8 protein-coding genes are annotated in these 16067 nt (G+C 69.9%); 4 read left to right on the top strand and 4 right to left on the bottom strand.

Annotation, left to right across the window (positions count from 1 at the left end; all coding sequences use genetic code 11):
* The first annotated feature begins 102 nt into the window (after positions 1-102).
* Genes ABOD76_RS08075 through ABOD76_RS08065 form a run of 3 tightly spaced genes read left to right on the top strand, consistent with a single transcriptional unit; the run spans position 103 to position 11487 of the window.
* Positions 103-2850 (top strand): DUF11 domain-containing protein, encoded by a 2748-nt coding sequence (locus tag ABOD76_RS08075; RefSeq protein ID WP_350244305.1) that lies wholly within the window; start codon positions 103-105, stop codon positions 2848-2850.
* A gap of 2 nt (positions 2851-2852) precedes the next feature.
* Positions 2853-7634 (top strand): DUF11 domain-containing protein, encoded by a 4782-nt coding sequence (locus tag ABOD76_RS08070; protein WP_350244304.1) that lies wholly within the window; start codon positions 2853-2855, stop codon positions 7632-7634.
* 1 nt (position 7635) lies between these two features.
* Positions 7636-11487, top strand: coding sequence for a beta strand repeat-containing protein (locus ABOD76_RS08065; RefSeq protein WP_350244302.1), 3852 nt, complete (start codon positions 7636-7638; stop codon positions 11485-11487).
* A gap of 98 nt (positions 11488-11585) precedes the next feature.
* On the opposite strand, the gene ABOD76_RS08060 is transcribed toward ABOD76_RS08065, so the two are convergent.
* Positions 11586-12635: a medium chain dehydrogenase/reductase family protein gene (locus ABOD76_RS08060; RefSeq protein ID WP_350244301.1), complete on the bottom strand. Its 1050-nt coding sequence runs from the start codon at positions 12633-12635 to the stop codon at positions 11586-11588.
* 101 nt (positions 12636-12736) lie between these two features.
* Positions 12737-13297: a TetR/AcrR family transcriptional regulator gene (locus tag ABOD76_RS08055; RefSeq protein WP_350244300.1), complete on the bottom strand. Its 561-nt coding sequence runs from the start codon at positions 13295-13297 to the stop codon at positions 12737-12739.
* 257 nt (positions 13298-13554) lie between these two features.
* Between ABOD76_RS08055 and ABOD76_RS08050 the strand changes: the two genes are divergently transcribed.
* Positions 13555-13848 (top strand): DUF4287 domain-containing protein, encoded by a 294-nt coding sequence (locus ABOD76_RS08050; RefSeq protein WP_350244299.1) that lies wholly within the window; start codon positions 13555-13557, stop codon positions 13846-13848.
* A gap of 128 nt (positions 13849-13976) precedes the next feature.
* Here the strand turns inward: ABOD76_RS08050 and ABOD76_RS08045 are convergent, their stop codons facing one another.
* Together ABOD76_RS08045 and ABOD76_RS08040 are read right to left on the bottom strand one after the other, a co-directional pair.
* The gene (locus ABOD76_RS08045) at positions 13977-14906 is read right to left on the bottom strand and encodes an NADP-dependent oxidoreductase (RefSeq protein ID WP_350244298.1); all 930 of its coding nucleotides are present in this window, start codon (positions 14904-14906) and stop codon (positions 13977-13979) included.
* Positions 14907-14986: 80 nt separating this feature from the next.
* The gene (locus ABOD76_RS08040; RefSeq protein ID WP_350244296.1) at positions 14987-15931 is read right to left on the bottom strand and encodes a helix-turn-helix transcriptional regulator; all 945 of its coding nucleotides are present in this window, start codon (positions 15929-15931) and stop codon (positions 14987-14989) included.
* Between the last annotated feature and the right edge of the window lie 136 nt (positions 15932-16067).

Here is a 16067-nt window from a genome sequence, read left to right as displayed (position 1 = left end):
TCAAGGGCACGCGTTGTCTGAAGCCCTCCCCGAATTCAGACCCCATCGTTCCGCAAGGAGTCCCCGCCTGTGAACCAGCTGTTCAGACCATCCGCTCCGCTCATGACCGCCGTGCTGGCGCTGATCGTGGGCCTCGGCCTGCCGCGCGCGGCTGCCGTCGGGACGCCGGCCGGCACCGTCATCACCAACGTCGCCACCGGCACCTTCGACCCGGTGGCGCCCGGCGACGTCACCGAAGCGCAGAGCAACACGGTCAGCAGTGTGGTCCAGGCGATCTGTGCGGTCAGCGTGTCTCCGGACGGCACCGTGGCCGCAGCCGGCCAGCAGGCGGTCCTGCTGCCCGGCGAGCAGACCACCTTCCCGTACACGGTGGTGAACGCCGGCAACGCGCCGGCCACCCTGCCGCTCATCGGCGCGGTGGAGGCGACCAGCGCGTTTGCCCCCACCACCGCGGTGTATCAGGACCTGAACGGCAACGGCCGGCTCGACGGCGGGGAGCCGCAGATCAGCAGCGTCACGCTGCCCGCGGACGGCAGCGCACAGGTGCTGCTGGTGGTCCGCACCACCGACGCGGCGCGCGGCGACGCGTTCGTCAACCTGATCGGTGCCTGCTCGGGTGGCGCGCAGGACAGCAACAACGTCAGCCGCGTGACGGTGGGCCCGCCGCCCGAGCTGACGGTGCAGAAGACCTTCAGCCCGGCGCTGGTACGGCCCGGCAGCGAGACGACCGTCACGGTGAAGGCCAGCAACAACGGCCAGGGTGACAGCCGCGAGCTGCTGCTCAGCGACCCGCTGGCCGCGCAGTTGAGCCAGGGCCTGAGCTTCGTGCCGGGCAGCGCGGCGGTGAGCGGCGCGGCCGGGGCCACGCTGGAGTACACGGCGGACGGCACCACCTGGGGCGCGGCCGAGCCGACCCCGGTGCAGGGCGTGCGCGTGCGCGTGGCCAGCCTGCCGGCCGGCGCGCAGCTGAACCTGAGCTTCCGGATGCTGGCGGGCGCCAGCGCCGAGAACCACATGATCCCGAACGTCGCCACCGCCACCACCGGCGGCAAGGACGTCGCCAGCACCGCCACCGCCGACGTGCGCTACCAGCCGGCGGTGGCCATCGGGCCGCTCGGCGTGCCGGAGGCGCCGGAAGACTCGCCCAGCGATACCCAGACGCGCAGCTTCGGGGTGGTGGGGCAGCTCATCTGCTTCGACCACACCCTGAAGAACACCGGCGACGTGCAGGACAGCTACACCCTCACGGTGCAGGACACCCAGGGCCACGCGACCGCCACGCTGCTGTCTGCCAGCGGCGCGCCGCTGGTCCAGCCGCTGACCCTCGACCCCGGCGCCAGCACGCCGGTGCGCGTCTGCTACGCCGCCGACCAGGCCGGGGCGCTGGACGCGCTGGTCACCGCCACCGGCGCCCGCGGCACCAGCAACCGCACCCGTGACGTGGTGCAGGCGCTGGAGGCCGGCCTGCCGGAGGTGCACAAGAGCAGCAGCGTGGCCCCGGGCGTCACGGTGGCCAGCGGGGAATTCATCACCTACACCCTGACGGTCCGCAATCCCTACGCCCAGCCGCTGACCGGCGTGGTCCTGAGCGATCCGCTGCCGGCCCATACCGACGAGGTGGAGGCGTCCGGTGGCGGCAGCGTGACCGGCACGTCCGGCGCCCAGACGGTCCAGTGGGCGCTCGGCACCCTGCAGCCGGGCGAGACCCGCACGGTCACGGTCCGGGTCGTGGTGACGGAGCGCGCCCTCGACGGGGAGGTGCTGAAGAACACCGGTCAGCTGACCAGCAGCGAGCTGCCGGCCGCCGTGCCGAGCAACGAGGTGGTGACGCCGGTCTGGAGCGCGAGCCTCAGCGTGACCAAGGTGTCGAGCGCCGCCCAGGCCACCTTCGGGGACCGGCTGGTCTACACCCTGCGCATCCGCAACCACTCGCCCACCACCGACATCGTGGACGCGCTCGTGACCGACACGCCAGCCGTGGGCCTGCAGTACGTCGCCGGCACCAGTACCCTGGATGGCCAGGCGTTCCCCGATCCGGACACCACGGCGCGGGTCCTGCGCTGGACCGTGGACCGCATCCCGGCCGGGGGCGAGGTGGTGATCACCTACGCCACGCGCGTCACGCCGGAGGCGACGGGCACGCTGGTCAACACCGTGCAGGTGGTCGGCATCGGGGCCGGCGGCACCGCGCGGGCCATCAGCAGCAACCAGGCGGTGGCGACCGCCACGCTGGCGCCCCTGAAGTTCGCGCCGCTCGGCGACCTGATCGGGGTGGTGTTTATCGACCGCAACCGCAACGGCATTTTCGATGCGGGCGTGGACACCCCGGTCGAGCGGGCACGCGTGCTGCTGGCCGGCGGCCGGCTGACCCTGACCGACCGCTCGGGCCGCTACCACTTCACCAACGTGCCGTACGGCCTTCAGGCGCTGCGTCTGGACCCCGGCAGCACCCCCTACCCGGCGCGGCCGATGCCGGCCGACGGCGGCCTGCGCGGCACGCAGACGGTGGAGGTGCGCGGGCTCACCAGCGTGGACTTCCCGCTGGAGCCGCTGCCCTCGGCCATCGACGTGCTGCGCCGCACCACCCTGACGGTGGGGGACGTCCGCATCGACAAGGTCGTGGTGCCGGACGGCGACGGCTACCGGGTGACGCTGACGATCCAGAGCCCCCGGACGCTTGAGGCGGTGACGCTCACCGACCCGCTGCCGGACGGGGCCGTTCTGAAAGAAGGCAGAAATACTTACAGCGGTACGTTAAGCGCAGGTGAAACCTCTCTCACCTACCGTTTCAACGGCGTCGGGGCAGACCGGGCCGCCACCACCGACCCCGATGTGAGCTGGAGGTACTAAACGTGAACGCAGAAGGCAAACTCGTCCTGGCGGCCCTGACCGCCCTCACCGCCCTGCTGGCCGCCGGCCCGGCCGCCCGCGCGCAGGGCGTGGACACCAGCCTGCCGCTGACCAGCGTCGGCGACCGGCTGATGTGGACGGTGGGTGACCAGACGCTGAACCTCAATGTGGCGGTCGGCGGCCGGATCCGGCTGGACCTGTACAGCCCGCGCGTGGACCCGGCCGACTACCGCAGCGACCGCTTCTACGGCGATGAGGTGTACGGCGGCCCGGCCGTCACCACCACCTTCAGCGTGCTCGCCGACGACGGCACGGTGGTGGTGCGGCGCACCTTCACGCCGGGCAGCCACGCCTGGGACACCCTGCTGGACCAGGAGCTGCCCGCCGGGCACTACCGGCTGAGCGCCCAGACCAGCGGCAACGGCAAGAACACCTTCGCGGTGCGGCTGACCGGCCTGAGCGCCGACATGCAGTCGGACCGCCTCACCGTCACCATCCACGCCCAGGACTGGGTGCCGGCCGTGAACGTCACCACCGATGGCGCCGCGCCCTACGTGGTGCGGATGTACGACGGCGACGGCCCCGGTGAACTGGAGGCGCGGGTGCGCGATGAGCAGGGCCGCGTCACCCCGCTGCCGGTCAGCGGCGACCTCGCCTGGACCGACCTGCCGCTCCCGCAGGCGGCGGGCCGCTACGTGATCGAGTTGCGGCAGGCTGGCGCGGCGCGGCAGCACTCGAACTCGGTCGGCATCAGCCTGATGCGGGCCGGCGCCAGCACCCCGCTGACCCTGACCCGGGTGGACCAGACCGGACAGCTGCGCGTGACGGCCGAACTGGTGCTGCCCGGCAGCGTGCAGCCGACCAGCGCCGACGTGACGGTGGGCCAGCAGACGCTGCGGGTGGTGGGCAGCCTCACCCAGCGGGTGCCGGCCGGCGAGTATCCGCTCAGCGTGGCGCCGATTCCGGGCGCTGAGGTGGCGCTCGACCGCTCCGCCCTGGCGGTGCCGCAGGGCGGGCTCAGCGACGCGCGGGTGGAGGTCCGCCCGCAGGTGGCACTGAGCGTGGAGGCGGACAAGACCGAGGTGTGCGTCGGTGACACGGTGACGCTGCGCGCGCGCGCCAGCACCGCCTACGCCGGGGCGCTGCCGCTGCAGCTGACGCTGGACGTCCCCGGCCTGCGGCTGCAGGGCGCCACCGAGCAGCGTGGCACCTTCAGCGCGGCCCAGCCGGGCGCCCTGAGCGTGACCGGGGTGGCGACCGCCGCCGGGCCGCTGACCGTGCTGGCCCGGCTCTTTCCCTGGGGGCAGCTGCAGAGCGTCCGGGTGAATGTCCTGCCCACGGCCACCCGCCTGCAGCTGAGCCGCGCGCCGCTGGAGCCGGCCCAGGTGGGCGACACGCGGACGGTGCACCTGACGGTCCGCAACACCGCCGCGCAGCCGATGGCGTTCGTGCTGCACGACACGCCCAGCGATGGCCTGGAGGCCGTGGACGCCCCCGACTTCCAGGGCACCCTGGCGGCCGGAGAGGCGCGCGAGCTGAGCTACCGGGTCCGCGTCACTGCGCCCGGCACCCACACCCTACAGGCGCGGCTCGACAGCCGGGCGTGCTCCGCCCCGCAGACGGTCGGCGGCACCCTGACGGCCGTGGCCCCGGCCACCCCGGTCACGCCCGCCCCCGAGCCGCGCCCCGCGCCGAGCGTGTCGCGCGAGAGCACCGTGACGCTGCCGTACAGCGCGCCGGCCCGGAGTGGCGACCTGGTGATCGCCCACCGGCCCCCGGCGGGCGCCAGCTTCGTGCCGGGCAGCAGCCGCCTGAACGGGCAGGCCCTCCCCGATCCGCTGCGCGGCGCCAGCGGCACCCTCTACTGGGTGTTGCCGGTGAGCGGCATCCAGCTGCAGCAGGGTCAGCTCAGCTACCGGCTGACGCACCAGGACGCCCTGGGCGTGCTGGACGCCCCCGCGCTGCTGGCCCGCCCGGAAGCGGCCCCGCGCGAGCTGCTGCAGGGCGTGCTGGACCCGGCCGACCTGGCGGCGGCCACCCCGCTGACCGAGACGGCGCCCGACGCCGAGAACGAGGGCGCCATCCGGCTGCCGCTTCAGGGGTCGGTGCTGCGCATCCGCGACCGCATCAGTGTGGTGGTGGACGCGCCGCTGGGGCCGGTCCCCACCCTGAGTGTCAACGGCCGGGCGATCAGCGAGGACAGCATCGGCAGCGTCACGACCGACAGCGCGCGTGGCGTCCAGCGGCTGGTGTACGTGGGCGTGCCGCTCACCGCCGGCCCGAATGTCCTGAAGTTCCTGAACGACACTGTGACGGTGCAGCTGGTGGGCAGCACCACCCGACTGGAGGTGCGGCCCGAGCAGCTGCTCGCCGACGGCAGCACGCCCGTCCGCGTGCGGGTGCGGGCGCTGGACGCCGCAGGGAACCTCACCTCGATGCCGAGCGTCACGCTGCGCACCAGCCTGGAGCCGCGCACGCCCGACGCCGACAGTGGCGAGAGCGGCTACCAGCTGCGCCTGCAGAACGGCGAGGGGGTGCTGGAGCTGCAGCCGCAGGCGTCCCCCACGACCCTGCAGCTGGACCTGCAGAACGGGGACCAGGTGCAGCGCCACACCTTCGAGATCCGCCCGGACGACCGGCGGGTGGGGGTGGGTGTGCTGAGCGCCACCGTGGGCCTGGACGGTCAGCTGTCCTCCAGCGACCTGAGCTGGCAGGGCCGCGCCTCCTTCGAGGGGCCGCTGCAGGGCGGCAAGCTGTACGCCGTGGCCGACAAGGACGGGCTGCCGACCGGCACCCTGCCGCTGGTGCGCAACCCGGTGATCGGGGACGCCAGCAGTGAGACGGTCACGCTGCAGGGCAGCGATCCGGCCGCGCTGCTGTACGACCACCCGGCCTTCCGGGTGCAGTACCGCCGCACCGCCCTGCCGATGGACGTGCTGCCGGTCAGCGAGCAGTTCACGGCGCTGAGCGGCTACAGCAAGGGCAGCACGTCGGTCTCGGGCTTCGTGGCGCTGGTGCCGCGCGACCGGGTGTCGGAGCTGCCGCTCACGCCGAGCGGCACGCGGCTGCTGCGGCTGCCGGCCGGCGGCATTGTCGAGGGCAGCGAGACGCTGGTGCTGGTCACCGTGGAGCCGGACACCGGCAAGATCCTGAAGCGTCAGACGCTCACGCGCGACGTGGATTACGTGCTGGACACCAGCACCGGCATCATCACCCTGACCCGCGTCATCGAGCCGCTGGACCCGGACCTCAACCGCCTGCAGGTGCTTGCCAGCTACCGGCTGCTGAATGCCGAGACCAACCGGCCGCTCGCCTTTGGGGCGCAGGTGCGGCACACCGGCGAGCATTACACGGTGGGGGTGGCGGCGGTCCGGCTGGACCAGGCGACTACCTACGGCGCGCGCGCCACCTACGACAACGGCGCCGTGCACGGCCAGGCGCTGCTTGCGTACTCGGGCGGGCTGCAGGGCAGCGCGGACGTCTCGGCCCCGGTCGCGAACGGCACCCTGAACGCGCGGGTGCGCTACCAGCAGGCCGGGTACCAGGGCCTCGGCGCCTTCGATCCGGGCCTGACCGCCGGCGCCAGCTATCAGGCGAACTTCGGCACCAACCTGAAGGGCGTGCTGGACGGCGACTACCACCACCTGCTCACCGGCGACGGCGGCAGCGTGGGCGCGCGGGCCGAGCTGCGCGTGGCCCCCTTCACGGTGGGCGGCGGCCTGCGCTACGCCTTCGGCGACACCTACGGGGTGGGCGCGGTGGGCAGCGTTGGGTACCAGCAGGGGCGGTTGGACGCGAAGGTGGTGCACACCCAGCCGCTGACCGGCAACCTCGACCCGACCACCAACATCACGGCCAAGTTCCGGGTGACCGACAAGGTCAGCCTGGGCCTGACCGACGCGATCGTCTGGGGAGCCGGCGACACGGGCGACATCACCCAGGCGGCCGTGCTGAGCCTCGACGCCGTGGTGGGGAACGTCAACTACGCTGCCGGATACGAACTGCCCACCGCCGCCGGGGCCGGCAACCGCGCCCGCTTCGGCGTGAGCACCGGCCTGACGCTCAGCGAGCGGGTGTCGCTGGGCCTGCGCGGCAGCGCCGTGTACGACCTGGGCGCGAAGACCTCCACCGTGGGCGCCGGCGCCAACCTGAATTACCACACCGGCACCGTCAGCGCCACCGCCGGCAGCGACGTCACCTTCAGCGGCGGCACCTTCGGGGTGGTGCTGCGCGGCGGCGTGACCGGCAGCGTCACGCCCAACCTGACGCTGACGGCCGACGCCCTGGGCGAGCTGACGACCGACCGCAGCGGGCTACGCGCCAGCCTCGGGTACGCGTACCGCACCGGCACCCTGAACAGCCTGGGCTACGCCCGCTACCAGCAGGGCAGCCTGGGCGGCACCCAGCCGGAGATGAGCGCCGGCGTCAGCGCCGAGGAACACCGCAGCAACTGGGCCGTGCGCGGCGCCGTGGACACCCGCACCCTGCTGAACGACCCGGACAGCTTTACCGTGCAGGCGCAGGCGGGCGGTACCTACTACCTGAGTGACCGCTTCGGGGTGGGCGCGTGGGGCCGGCTGCTGAGCCAGCCGGCCTCCAGCAGCACCCAGGCCGGCTATGGGCTGGAGGCCAGCGTGCGGGCCCTGCCCGGCACCTGGCTCACCGCCGGATACAACTTCCGGGGCTTCGAGGGCCTGCCGAGCAGCGGGACCTATACCAAGCCGGGCCTGTACGTGCGCCTGGACCTGACCGTCGACGACCAGAGCTTTGGAGGGAACAAGTAACATGCATCGTGTACAGCGCCTGAAGAACAGTTCCGTCGCCAGCCTCTGGGCTGTGGCCGGCGGGACCGCGGTCCGCCGGCTGGTCTGGGCCCTGCTGGTCTGGATCTGTGGCTTGCAGGCCCTGGCCGCTGCCGCCCCGGTCCTGAGCATCACCCCCATCAGCTGGAACGTGATCGGCCTGGACAGCAACAACCCCACGGCCGGTCCGGACACGTTCCCGGTCGGCGCGCGGGTCTGCAACGTTGGGGATACCACCGCCACCGGCCTGTCGGCCAGCTTCGTGTTCGACGGCACCAGGAACACCTACCTTAACACCCAGGGCCTGACCACCGTGACGCTGAACGACCTGCCGTCCGGGTCCGCGCCGACCGATTTCAACACCATCAACAAGGTGCCGGCCAACTGTCAGGACGCGTACTTCAACATCGTGGTGACGCGCACCTCCGCGGCGTACAACACCACCCAGAACTTCCACATCACGGCGAGTGCCACCGGTCTGACCGCCGTGAGCACCCCCACGCCCAGGCAGCTGTTCGTGGAGAAGCTGGTGTCCCAGAACCGCAACGCGGTGATCAGTTTCACGGGTTCCAGCACCGTGAGTGTGGGACAGGTGGTGCAATTCACCCTGAACGCCAAAACAGCGACGGGCGGGTACGAGCAGCTGGAGAACTTCCCGGTGCTGCCCAACTCGGTGTACCAGATCCTGAACGTCGCCACCAGCTACAACTCGCCCACCGGCGCCATCAACAGCAGCGTCTACGGAGACGCCTGCGGGTGGGACAACGTGATCACCAATGCTTCCTACCGCTCCTGTATCGGGCCGACGCACTACAGCGGCGGCAAGGTGGGCGATAACATGTCGTCGGTGTACACCGTGCGGGTCATCAGCGGCGGCGCGGCCGGTGTGTTCAACCTGATCTACGACTTCTCGGGCAGCAGCTATCACTACAACAGCGACTACGGCACCAGCACCAACGGCTTTCAGGTGACGGCCACCGCGCCGGACGTGACCTTGACCAAGACCCACACCGGGAACTTCACGGTGGGCCAGCCGGCGAGCTTCACCTTCACCGTCGGGGTCACTGGCGCTGGCCTGTACGGCACCACCACCGTCACCGACACGCTGCCCGCCGGCCTGTCGCTGCCGAACGGCCCGGTGACACTGAGCGGCGCCAATGCCGCCAGCTGGGCCTGCACTTCCGCCAGCAACGTCGTCACCTGCAAGAGCACCAACGTCGACACCCCCAATGCGGTGAACACCCCCCTGATCGCGGCGGGCGGCAGCAGCGTCTTTTCCATCACCGGCATCACCGTCCTGCCGACGGCCGCGGCGAGTGTCCAGAACACCGCCACGGTCAGCAACCCCAACGAGGCCAGCACCACCACCGCCAACAACAGCAGCACCGATACCGTGACGGTGCTGGCGCCGGACGTGACGCTGACCAAGACCCACACTGGGAACTTCACGGTCAGTCAGCCGGCCAGCTTCACCTTCACGGTTGGGGTTACCGGTGCCGGGTTGTACGGCACCACTACCATCAGCGACACGCTGCCCGCCGGCCTGACCCTGCCGAACGGCCCGGTGACGCTGAACGGCACCAACGCCGCGAACTGGCAGTGCAGCTCGCTCACCAACGTCGTGACGTGTACCAGCACCAATGCGGCTGCGACCGCGCTGATCGCGGCGGGCGGCAGCAGCAGCTTCACCATCACCGGGCTGGCGGTCGGTGCCGCCGCCGTGCCGAACGTCTCCAACACCGCCACAGTCAGCAACCCCAACGAGCGCAGCACCGCCACCAGCAACAACAGCAGCACCGACGCGGCCACCGTGAGCTACGCGCCGCTGGTCATCAGCAAGACCTTTTCCCCGACCACCATCGTGGCGGGCAACACCACCACGCTGAGCGTGACCGTGACCAACCCCAACCCCGTGGCCGTCAGCGCCCTGAGCATCACCGACAACGTGGCCACCACGATGGGCTACCTCACGCCGATGCTGTTGCGGGTCACGGCCAACACCTGTGGTGGCACCACGTCCGCCGCCCAGAACGCGACCGGCGTGCTGACGCTGACGACCGGAACGGTGCCGGCGCAGTCCTCCTGCCAGCTCACTGTGGCCTTCACCCCGTCCAATCCGACGGTCGGCACCGCCACCAACACCATCCCTGCCGCCAATGTCACCGGCACTGTCAACGCGGTGACGGTGACCGCGGGCGCCGCGGCGAGTGCCACCCTGACGGTCACCGCCGGCAGCGCGGGCGGCATCTATGTCTGTGACCCGAACTTCTACCAGATTCGCGAAGACCCCACGACCCTACTCTCCACCATGTACATGCTGGACCTCAACAACCTGGGCAGCGGCGGCGTGGCGCAGTGGTCGCAGGGCTTCGGCCCGGCACTGAACGCCCTGGCGTACAACCCCAAGGACAGCTACTTCTACGCCGTGAACATCACGGCCATGAACTCGGGCTCGCCCTTCCGGCTGTACCGTCTGGGCCGCACCGGTGCCGTTGAATACGCGTCCCTCACGAACATCCCCACCGGCTCCTCGGTCGCGGCCGCGGCCATCGACCGCAACGGCGTGATGTACATCAAGAAGCTGCAGCAGGATGCCGTGATCTACCGCTATGACCTGGTGGCCAATGCGCCTCTGTCCAACCTGAACCTGGTCAACACCCTGAACCAGAGTGCCAGCGTCACCCTGTGGGACCTCGCGGTGAATCCGCTCGACAACCAGATTTACGGCGCGATGACGCCCGGCGCCGTGTCCATCATCAACCCCACGACTGGGGTCATCGTCACCAGAGGCACGGGCGCCGCTCTGGCCGCCAACAACACCAACGCCGTCGGAACACTGTTCTTCAACTTCAGCGGTGTGCTGTACGCCTACCAGAACGGAGGGGCCTTCGGCACCATCGACCTGACCACCGGGGCGTTCATACAGACGGCCACCGCCTCCAGCGCGGTCCAGTCCGATGGCGGCTCGTGTGCCTTCGCCACGAGCGCCACGCCGAACCTGACCATCGCCCTGACCGGGCCAACCTACGCCAAGCCCAGCACCGTCGCCAGCACCAATCCGCCGGTGGCCGCCTCGACCAGCACCATCAGCTACACGCTGACGGTCTCGGTCACCAACGCCAACACCACCGGCACCACCACCGTCACGGACACGCTGCCCAGCGCCCTGAGCTGGACGGCGACCGGCAACTACACCTCCAGCAGCGGCAGCTGGACCTGCGGCATCAGCGCCCAGGTCATCACCTGCACCACCAGCAGCAGCATCGCCGCTGGAACGCCGCAGACCCTCACCCTGTTGAATGTCCGCGTGGCGGCCGGCACCGCTGGAGCGCCCAGCTTCACCGACACGGCGACGGTGAGCAACGCTGGAGAGTCTTCGGCGGACGCCACCGTGGGCAACTCGGCCAGCGCCATCACCAAACTGATCCTGACCACGGTGAGCAAGGAGGTGCGCAACGTGACGGCCGACCAGCGGGACAACGCGGGCGTCGCCCGGTTCGGCACCACCAGCACCGGCCTGCCCACCGAGCTGCTCGAGTACTGCATCGACACGAAGAACCTCGGCGGGGCCGACCTGCCCAAGTACATCCTGACGGACGTGCTGGACAGCAACAGTCAGACGCTCACCAGCGTGACCAGCGACGCGGCGTACAGCAGCAAGGCGATCAAGTGGACCCGCGTCACCCCTGGCTCGCCGGCGACCACCACCACGGGCAGCTACACGGCGGCCGCCAGCGACGACAACGGCACGCTCGACACCAGCCTGACCATGAACATGGGGACCCTGCTGGCCGGGGAGACTGTTCGCACCTGCTTCCAGGTCCGCGTTCGCTGAAAACTGAGGTCAGACGGATCGCCGGGCCTATCGTCCCTCCAGAACGGAGGGGACGATGGGCCCGGAACCATTCAGGGGGCCTCACCACCGCGATGATTTCACGGAAGCAGGACGACCTTCCCCAGCACGGTGCGGGACTCGGCCAGTTCCATCGCTTGCCGGACCTCGCTCAGCGGAAAGCGCGCGGCGACCTGGGCGCTGATCGCTCCTTCAGCCAGCAGGCTCAGCACCTGGGCCAGGTCTTCGTGCTGATGCCGGCGAAAGACGGCCGGCCGGAGCGTCTTGCCGCTCCAGAAGTCGTAGAAAGAGGCGCGCCGCCCGTTGGGCAGGGCGGACCAGAGGACGATTTGGCCGAGCATGCGCATGAACATCGGGAGCATGCCTCCGCGTGCATTCAGGTCAGCCGCCGTTCCGTACGCGACCAGGGTGCCGCCCTGGGCCAGCAGATCGAAGGAACGCCGGGCGCTGTCCAGGCCCAGGTGGTCGAACGCGGCATGCACGCCCCCCGGCACCAGCGGGCGCACCTGTGTCGTCAGGTCCGGGGCCGCGTAGTCGATCGGTTCCACGCCCAACTCACGCAGGGCCGCGTGGTGCCGAGGGGCCGCCGTCCCGATGACCCGGATGCCGGCGTGGCGGGCCAGCTGCACCAGGATGCTGCCTACCCCTCCGTTGGCCCCGTGTACCAGGATCGTCTGGCCGGCCTGGACTCGGGCGCTGCGGAAGAGCATCTGCCAGGCCGTGATGCCGTTGACGATCACGGTCTCGGCTTCGGCCGGGTTGAGGGTGGGGGGGACCGGCACCAGGTCGACCGCCGGGATGAGCGCGTGGGTGGCCCAGCTCCCGGTCTTGGTGGCGGCGGCGACGCGCTTACCGCGCCATGCCGGGTCCACGCCGGTTCCAAGCTCACGCACCACGCCGACGAGGTCATAGCCTGGAACGAACGGGAACCGCGGCTGACCAGGGTAGCGTCCCCGGCGCATTCCCTGCTCGGCAAAGGAGATGCCGGTGGCCTCCATCTGGACCAGGACTTGACCACGGGCAGGAGCGGCAAGTGAACGCGACTGAATCAGGAGGCCAGACGGTTCCACCAGGCCGGGCAGAACAACTTCGGTGATGGGGGTCGTGGCGAATGGTGCGGTGATAGTCATGGTTGTGCTCCTTGGTGACCCGGAAGAGGGCAGGTTTGATTGATTGAACACTCACTACTTGAAACGAACCGGTACACCCGAAGGTCCGGCGTTGTTGCCGGTTAGAAGTGCTGGATGCCTCTGGACAGGACCTGCGCCCAATCGGCCGAGTCATCATCGAGTCCGATCACCGTGATGAGATGGCAGAGCTGACCATAGGCGATGAACTGCTGCACCGCGTTGTCCGGGGCGAGCGAGCGCTCCTTTACGAAGGTGGTGATCTGCCCGACGCCGCTGCGCAGGGCGGCCGCGATTTCCGGCACCGTCGCGGCGGACTGCGCGTGCACCTGCAGCATCAGGAGGGACCGGTCGGCAATTAGGGCCGCGTACGCGTCGCCCATGGCCGCGAGGAGGGCCTGGGGCGTCTGGTCGACGGCGGCGTGTGCGCCGGTTTCGAGCGCGGTCAGGATCAGGCGAAAACAACGGGCGAGCGCGGCGACAAACAGGTCCTCCTTACGTGGGAACAGCTTGAAGACATAAGCGGTGGAAATGTTGGCCTCCGCCGCCACGGCGGTCACGGGGGTGCCGAGATAGCCTGCGCGGGCGAACACCGTGACCGCGCTCTGAATGACCGTTTCGCGGCGGGCCTCCGAGGTGGAGAGGGAAACGGTCGAAGAAGGCATGGAGTGAGTGTACGCTCACTCTATAAAAGATGCAAGTGGCAGCGTACCTGGGCCTTGGAGATATGAGACACAGCCCCACTCAAGGTGATCGGGAGCAGCCGAGCGTACTGACTAACCAGAAGCCTGCTTGAGCTGTTCGCAACACGTTTCAGGACCAGCTTGACTCGACTGGTGTTCGGCAATGGGCGTCTACTCCCACTGAACACGTGGTGCCCTACGATGGAGGCACACGAACTTCATCCCTATTGGAGGCCGCGATGTCATTCCAGGCGTACCTTGACACCATTGAGAAGCAGACCGGCAAGACCCCGAATGAGTTGGTTGCTCTGGCTAGAGGAAAAGGATTCGCTGATCCGAAGACCAAAGCCGGCGTCATCGTCGCGTGGCTGAAGGAGGACTTTGGCCTGGGTCGTGGGCACGCCATGGCGCTGGTGCATGTCATCAAAAACGGGGCGGTTATCTCGGACAAGCACGTCAGCAGGGACGGCGCGCATCGAGATGAAAGCAACACGCTGCGCCTGGATGGCCTGGAGCACCGGAACCAGCCGTAGAGGGGTGCTAAGCGTCTCGTTCCTGGCATATCCAACCCGGCCCTCTGTCAGGGTTGTGAAAGCGGTTCGGCAAGATTCCGGCAGGCCAGCTCACAGTGGCCCGCCGGAAAGAGATCCACCGTTCTGCTTCAGCGCTTCCCAGGGATCAGCACGATCTTGCCGAGCGTGTGCCGGTCTTCCAGCTCGCGGTAGGCCGCCTGGACCTGCTCGAGCGGGTAGGTGCGGGCAATCGGCATCTCCAGCTGCCCGTCCGCGATCAGCTGGGCGAGCTCCGCCACCACGTCGGCCCGGCCACCCGCGGCGTTGCCCTCGGCCTGGACGCCGTACTGCTGAACGGCCGCGAAGTCGATGATGGTGTTGATGCGCTGCGGCGGGATGCCCAGCTCCACGGCGAGCTGCACGTAGCCCTGCCCGTAGGTATCGATGAAGGCGTCGATGTGCCCGCCGGCCGCCTCCAGCAGGCGTTCGCGGAGCCCGTCTCCGTACGGCACCAGGTCCACGCCATGGGCCGCCAGCCACTCCGCCCGTGCGGGGCTGGCGATGCCCAGCACGCGCGCCCCCTTCAGCCGGGCGAGCTGGACCGCCAGGGTGCCCACGCCGCCGCTGGCCCCGGAGACCACCACCGTGTCACCCGCCTTCACGTCCACGGCGCGCACGGCGGCGTAGGCGGTCGTTCCGGCCACGAACAGCCCGCCGGCGACTTCCCACGGCACGTTCGCCGGCTTGGGCGTCACCTGGTCCTGCGGCACCACCACGAACTCGGCCTGACTGGCCCGGTTGTGGGTGAAGCCGATCACTTCTGCGCCCGGCTGCAGGCCGGACACGCCCTCACCCACCGCTTCGATCACGCCAGCGAAGTCGCTGCCCTGGCCGGAGGGAAAGGTGGACGGCCAGGTGTCCTTGAACACGCCCTTGCGGATGGACGCTTCGCCGGGGTTGATGCCGGCGGCTTTGACCCGCACCAGGACCTCTCCGGCCGCCGGGGTCGGCTGCGGTACCTCTTCGACCTTGAGGACGTCAATGTCGCCGTAATTATGGAGCTGGACTGCCTGTGGCATGGGAATCCTCCTGCGCCGGGTGAATGGACCGGCGCTGCTGATGTCCTTGACTGTAGATCTCCGGCCGTCCGGCCGGAAGGTCAATTTCCGCTCAGAACTGGTGAATTTCCGCGGCCCTGCTGTCGGAGCTGCCGCGGCGTCTGGCCGGTGTGGTCCCGGATCCAGCGGCTGAACTGCGAGGCCGAGCCGAACCTCAGCGCGGCGGCCACCTGCTCCACCGGCTGGTCGGTGAGGGCGAGCCGCCGCCGCGCCTCGGTGAGCAGCTGTTCCTGCAGCCAGGCGCTGGGCGTCTGGCCGGTAGCGCGGCGCACCGCGCGCGTCAGGTGGTCGGGCGTGACGTGCAGCAGCTCGGCATAGGCGGCGACGGGGAGGCGCTCCAGCACCCGCTGACCGGCGTGCAGCCGGAACAGCCGCGACAGCCGCAGATCGCTGCCCGCGGCCGGGCGGGGCGGCTCCTGAGCCGGGGCCAGGGTCGCCGCTTCCGCCAGGATGACGTGCAGGTACGCGAGCAGCACCCCCTCACGGTGCTGGGGCAGCACCCGCCACGACCCGCTCCCGTGCGCTTCGCTGAGCTGCCGGTACCGCTGCCGGCACAGGGCGAACAGGCGTTCGAGGCTGTCCGCGTTCTCGTCGGCCGCGAGCACCGCCGTCCCCTCGGGCCGGAAGAGCGGCAGGTCGTGCAGGAGTTGCACGTCCAGCAGGCCCCCCTGGGCGCGCCCCACGGTGAAGAGATTGGCCTCGAAGCCGATGAGTGTCGCGCGAGCCGCGTCGTCGGCCGCGCTCCAGCGATACACCTGGCCCGGCGAGAGGCAGATGAGCGAGGGGGGCCGGACCTCGAAGTGCTCGCCGTCGCACACCAGGGAGGCGGAGCCACCGTTCAGCCACAGCAGGGCGTGGAACCCGCAGCGCCACACCCGGCCCAGCTCGCTCTTGCGGACGAGGTAGGACGCAACAAACAGGCGCGCCCCACCGTGCAGCACCGTTTTCGGGATCAGCTCTGAGGCAGGGGCCGGTGGATGCGACATCGTCTCCAGTCTGCCCAGCGCCCGGCTGGATGTCCACGCCCATCGAGGGCCTTCCAGGAGCTGGACGTACAGAGGAAGTGGGCAGGACCCGCGGGCCTGAAGATCAGGAGCCAAGGACTCGACCGATCAGGTGTGC

Source organism: Deinococcus sonorensis KR-87, from assembly GCF_040256395.1.
Lineage (GTDB): Bacteria > Deinococcota > Deinococci > Deinococcales > Deinococcaceae > Deinococcus > Deinococcus sonorensis.
This window is presented reverse-complemented; position numbering and strand designations above follow the sequence as displayed.

Excerpts from the sequence above, each read along its gene's own strand:
- ABOD76_RS08075 (WP_350244305.1), top strand. The coding sequence starts at position 103 with ATGACCGCCGTGCTGGCGCTGATCGTGGGCCTCGGCCTGCCGCGCGCG.
- ABOD76_RS08065 (WP_350244302.1), top strand. The coding sequence starts at position 7,636 with ATGCATCGTGTACAGCGCCTGAAGAACAGTTCCGTCGCCAGCCTCTGG.
- ABOD76_RS08060 (WP_350244301.1), bottom strand. The coding sequence starts at position 12,635 with ATGACTATCACCGCACCATTCGCCACGACCCCCATCACCGAAGTTGTT.
- ABOD76_RS08055 (WP_350244300.1), bottom strand. The coding sequence starts at position 13,297 with ATGCCTTCTTCGACCGTTTCCCTCTCCACCTCGGAGGCCCGCCGCGAA.
- ABOD76_RS08050 (WP_350244299.1), top strand. The coding sequence starts at position 13,555 with ATGTCATTCCAGGCGTACCTTGACACCATTGAGAAGCAGACCGGCAAG.
- ABOD76_RS08045 (WP_350244298.1), bottom strand. The coding sequence starts at position 14,906 with ATGCCACAGGCAGTCCAGCTCCATAATTACGGCGACATTGACGTCCTC.
- ABOD76_RS08040 (WP_350244296.1), bottom strand. The coding sequence starts at position 15,931 with ATGTCGCATCCACCGGCCCCTGCCTCAGAGCTGATCCCGAAAACGGTG.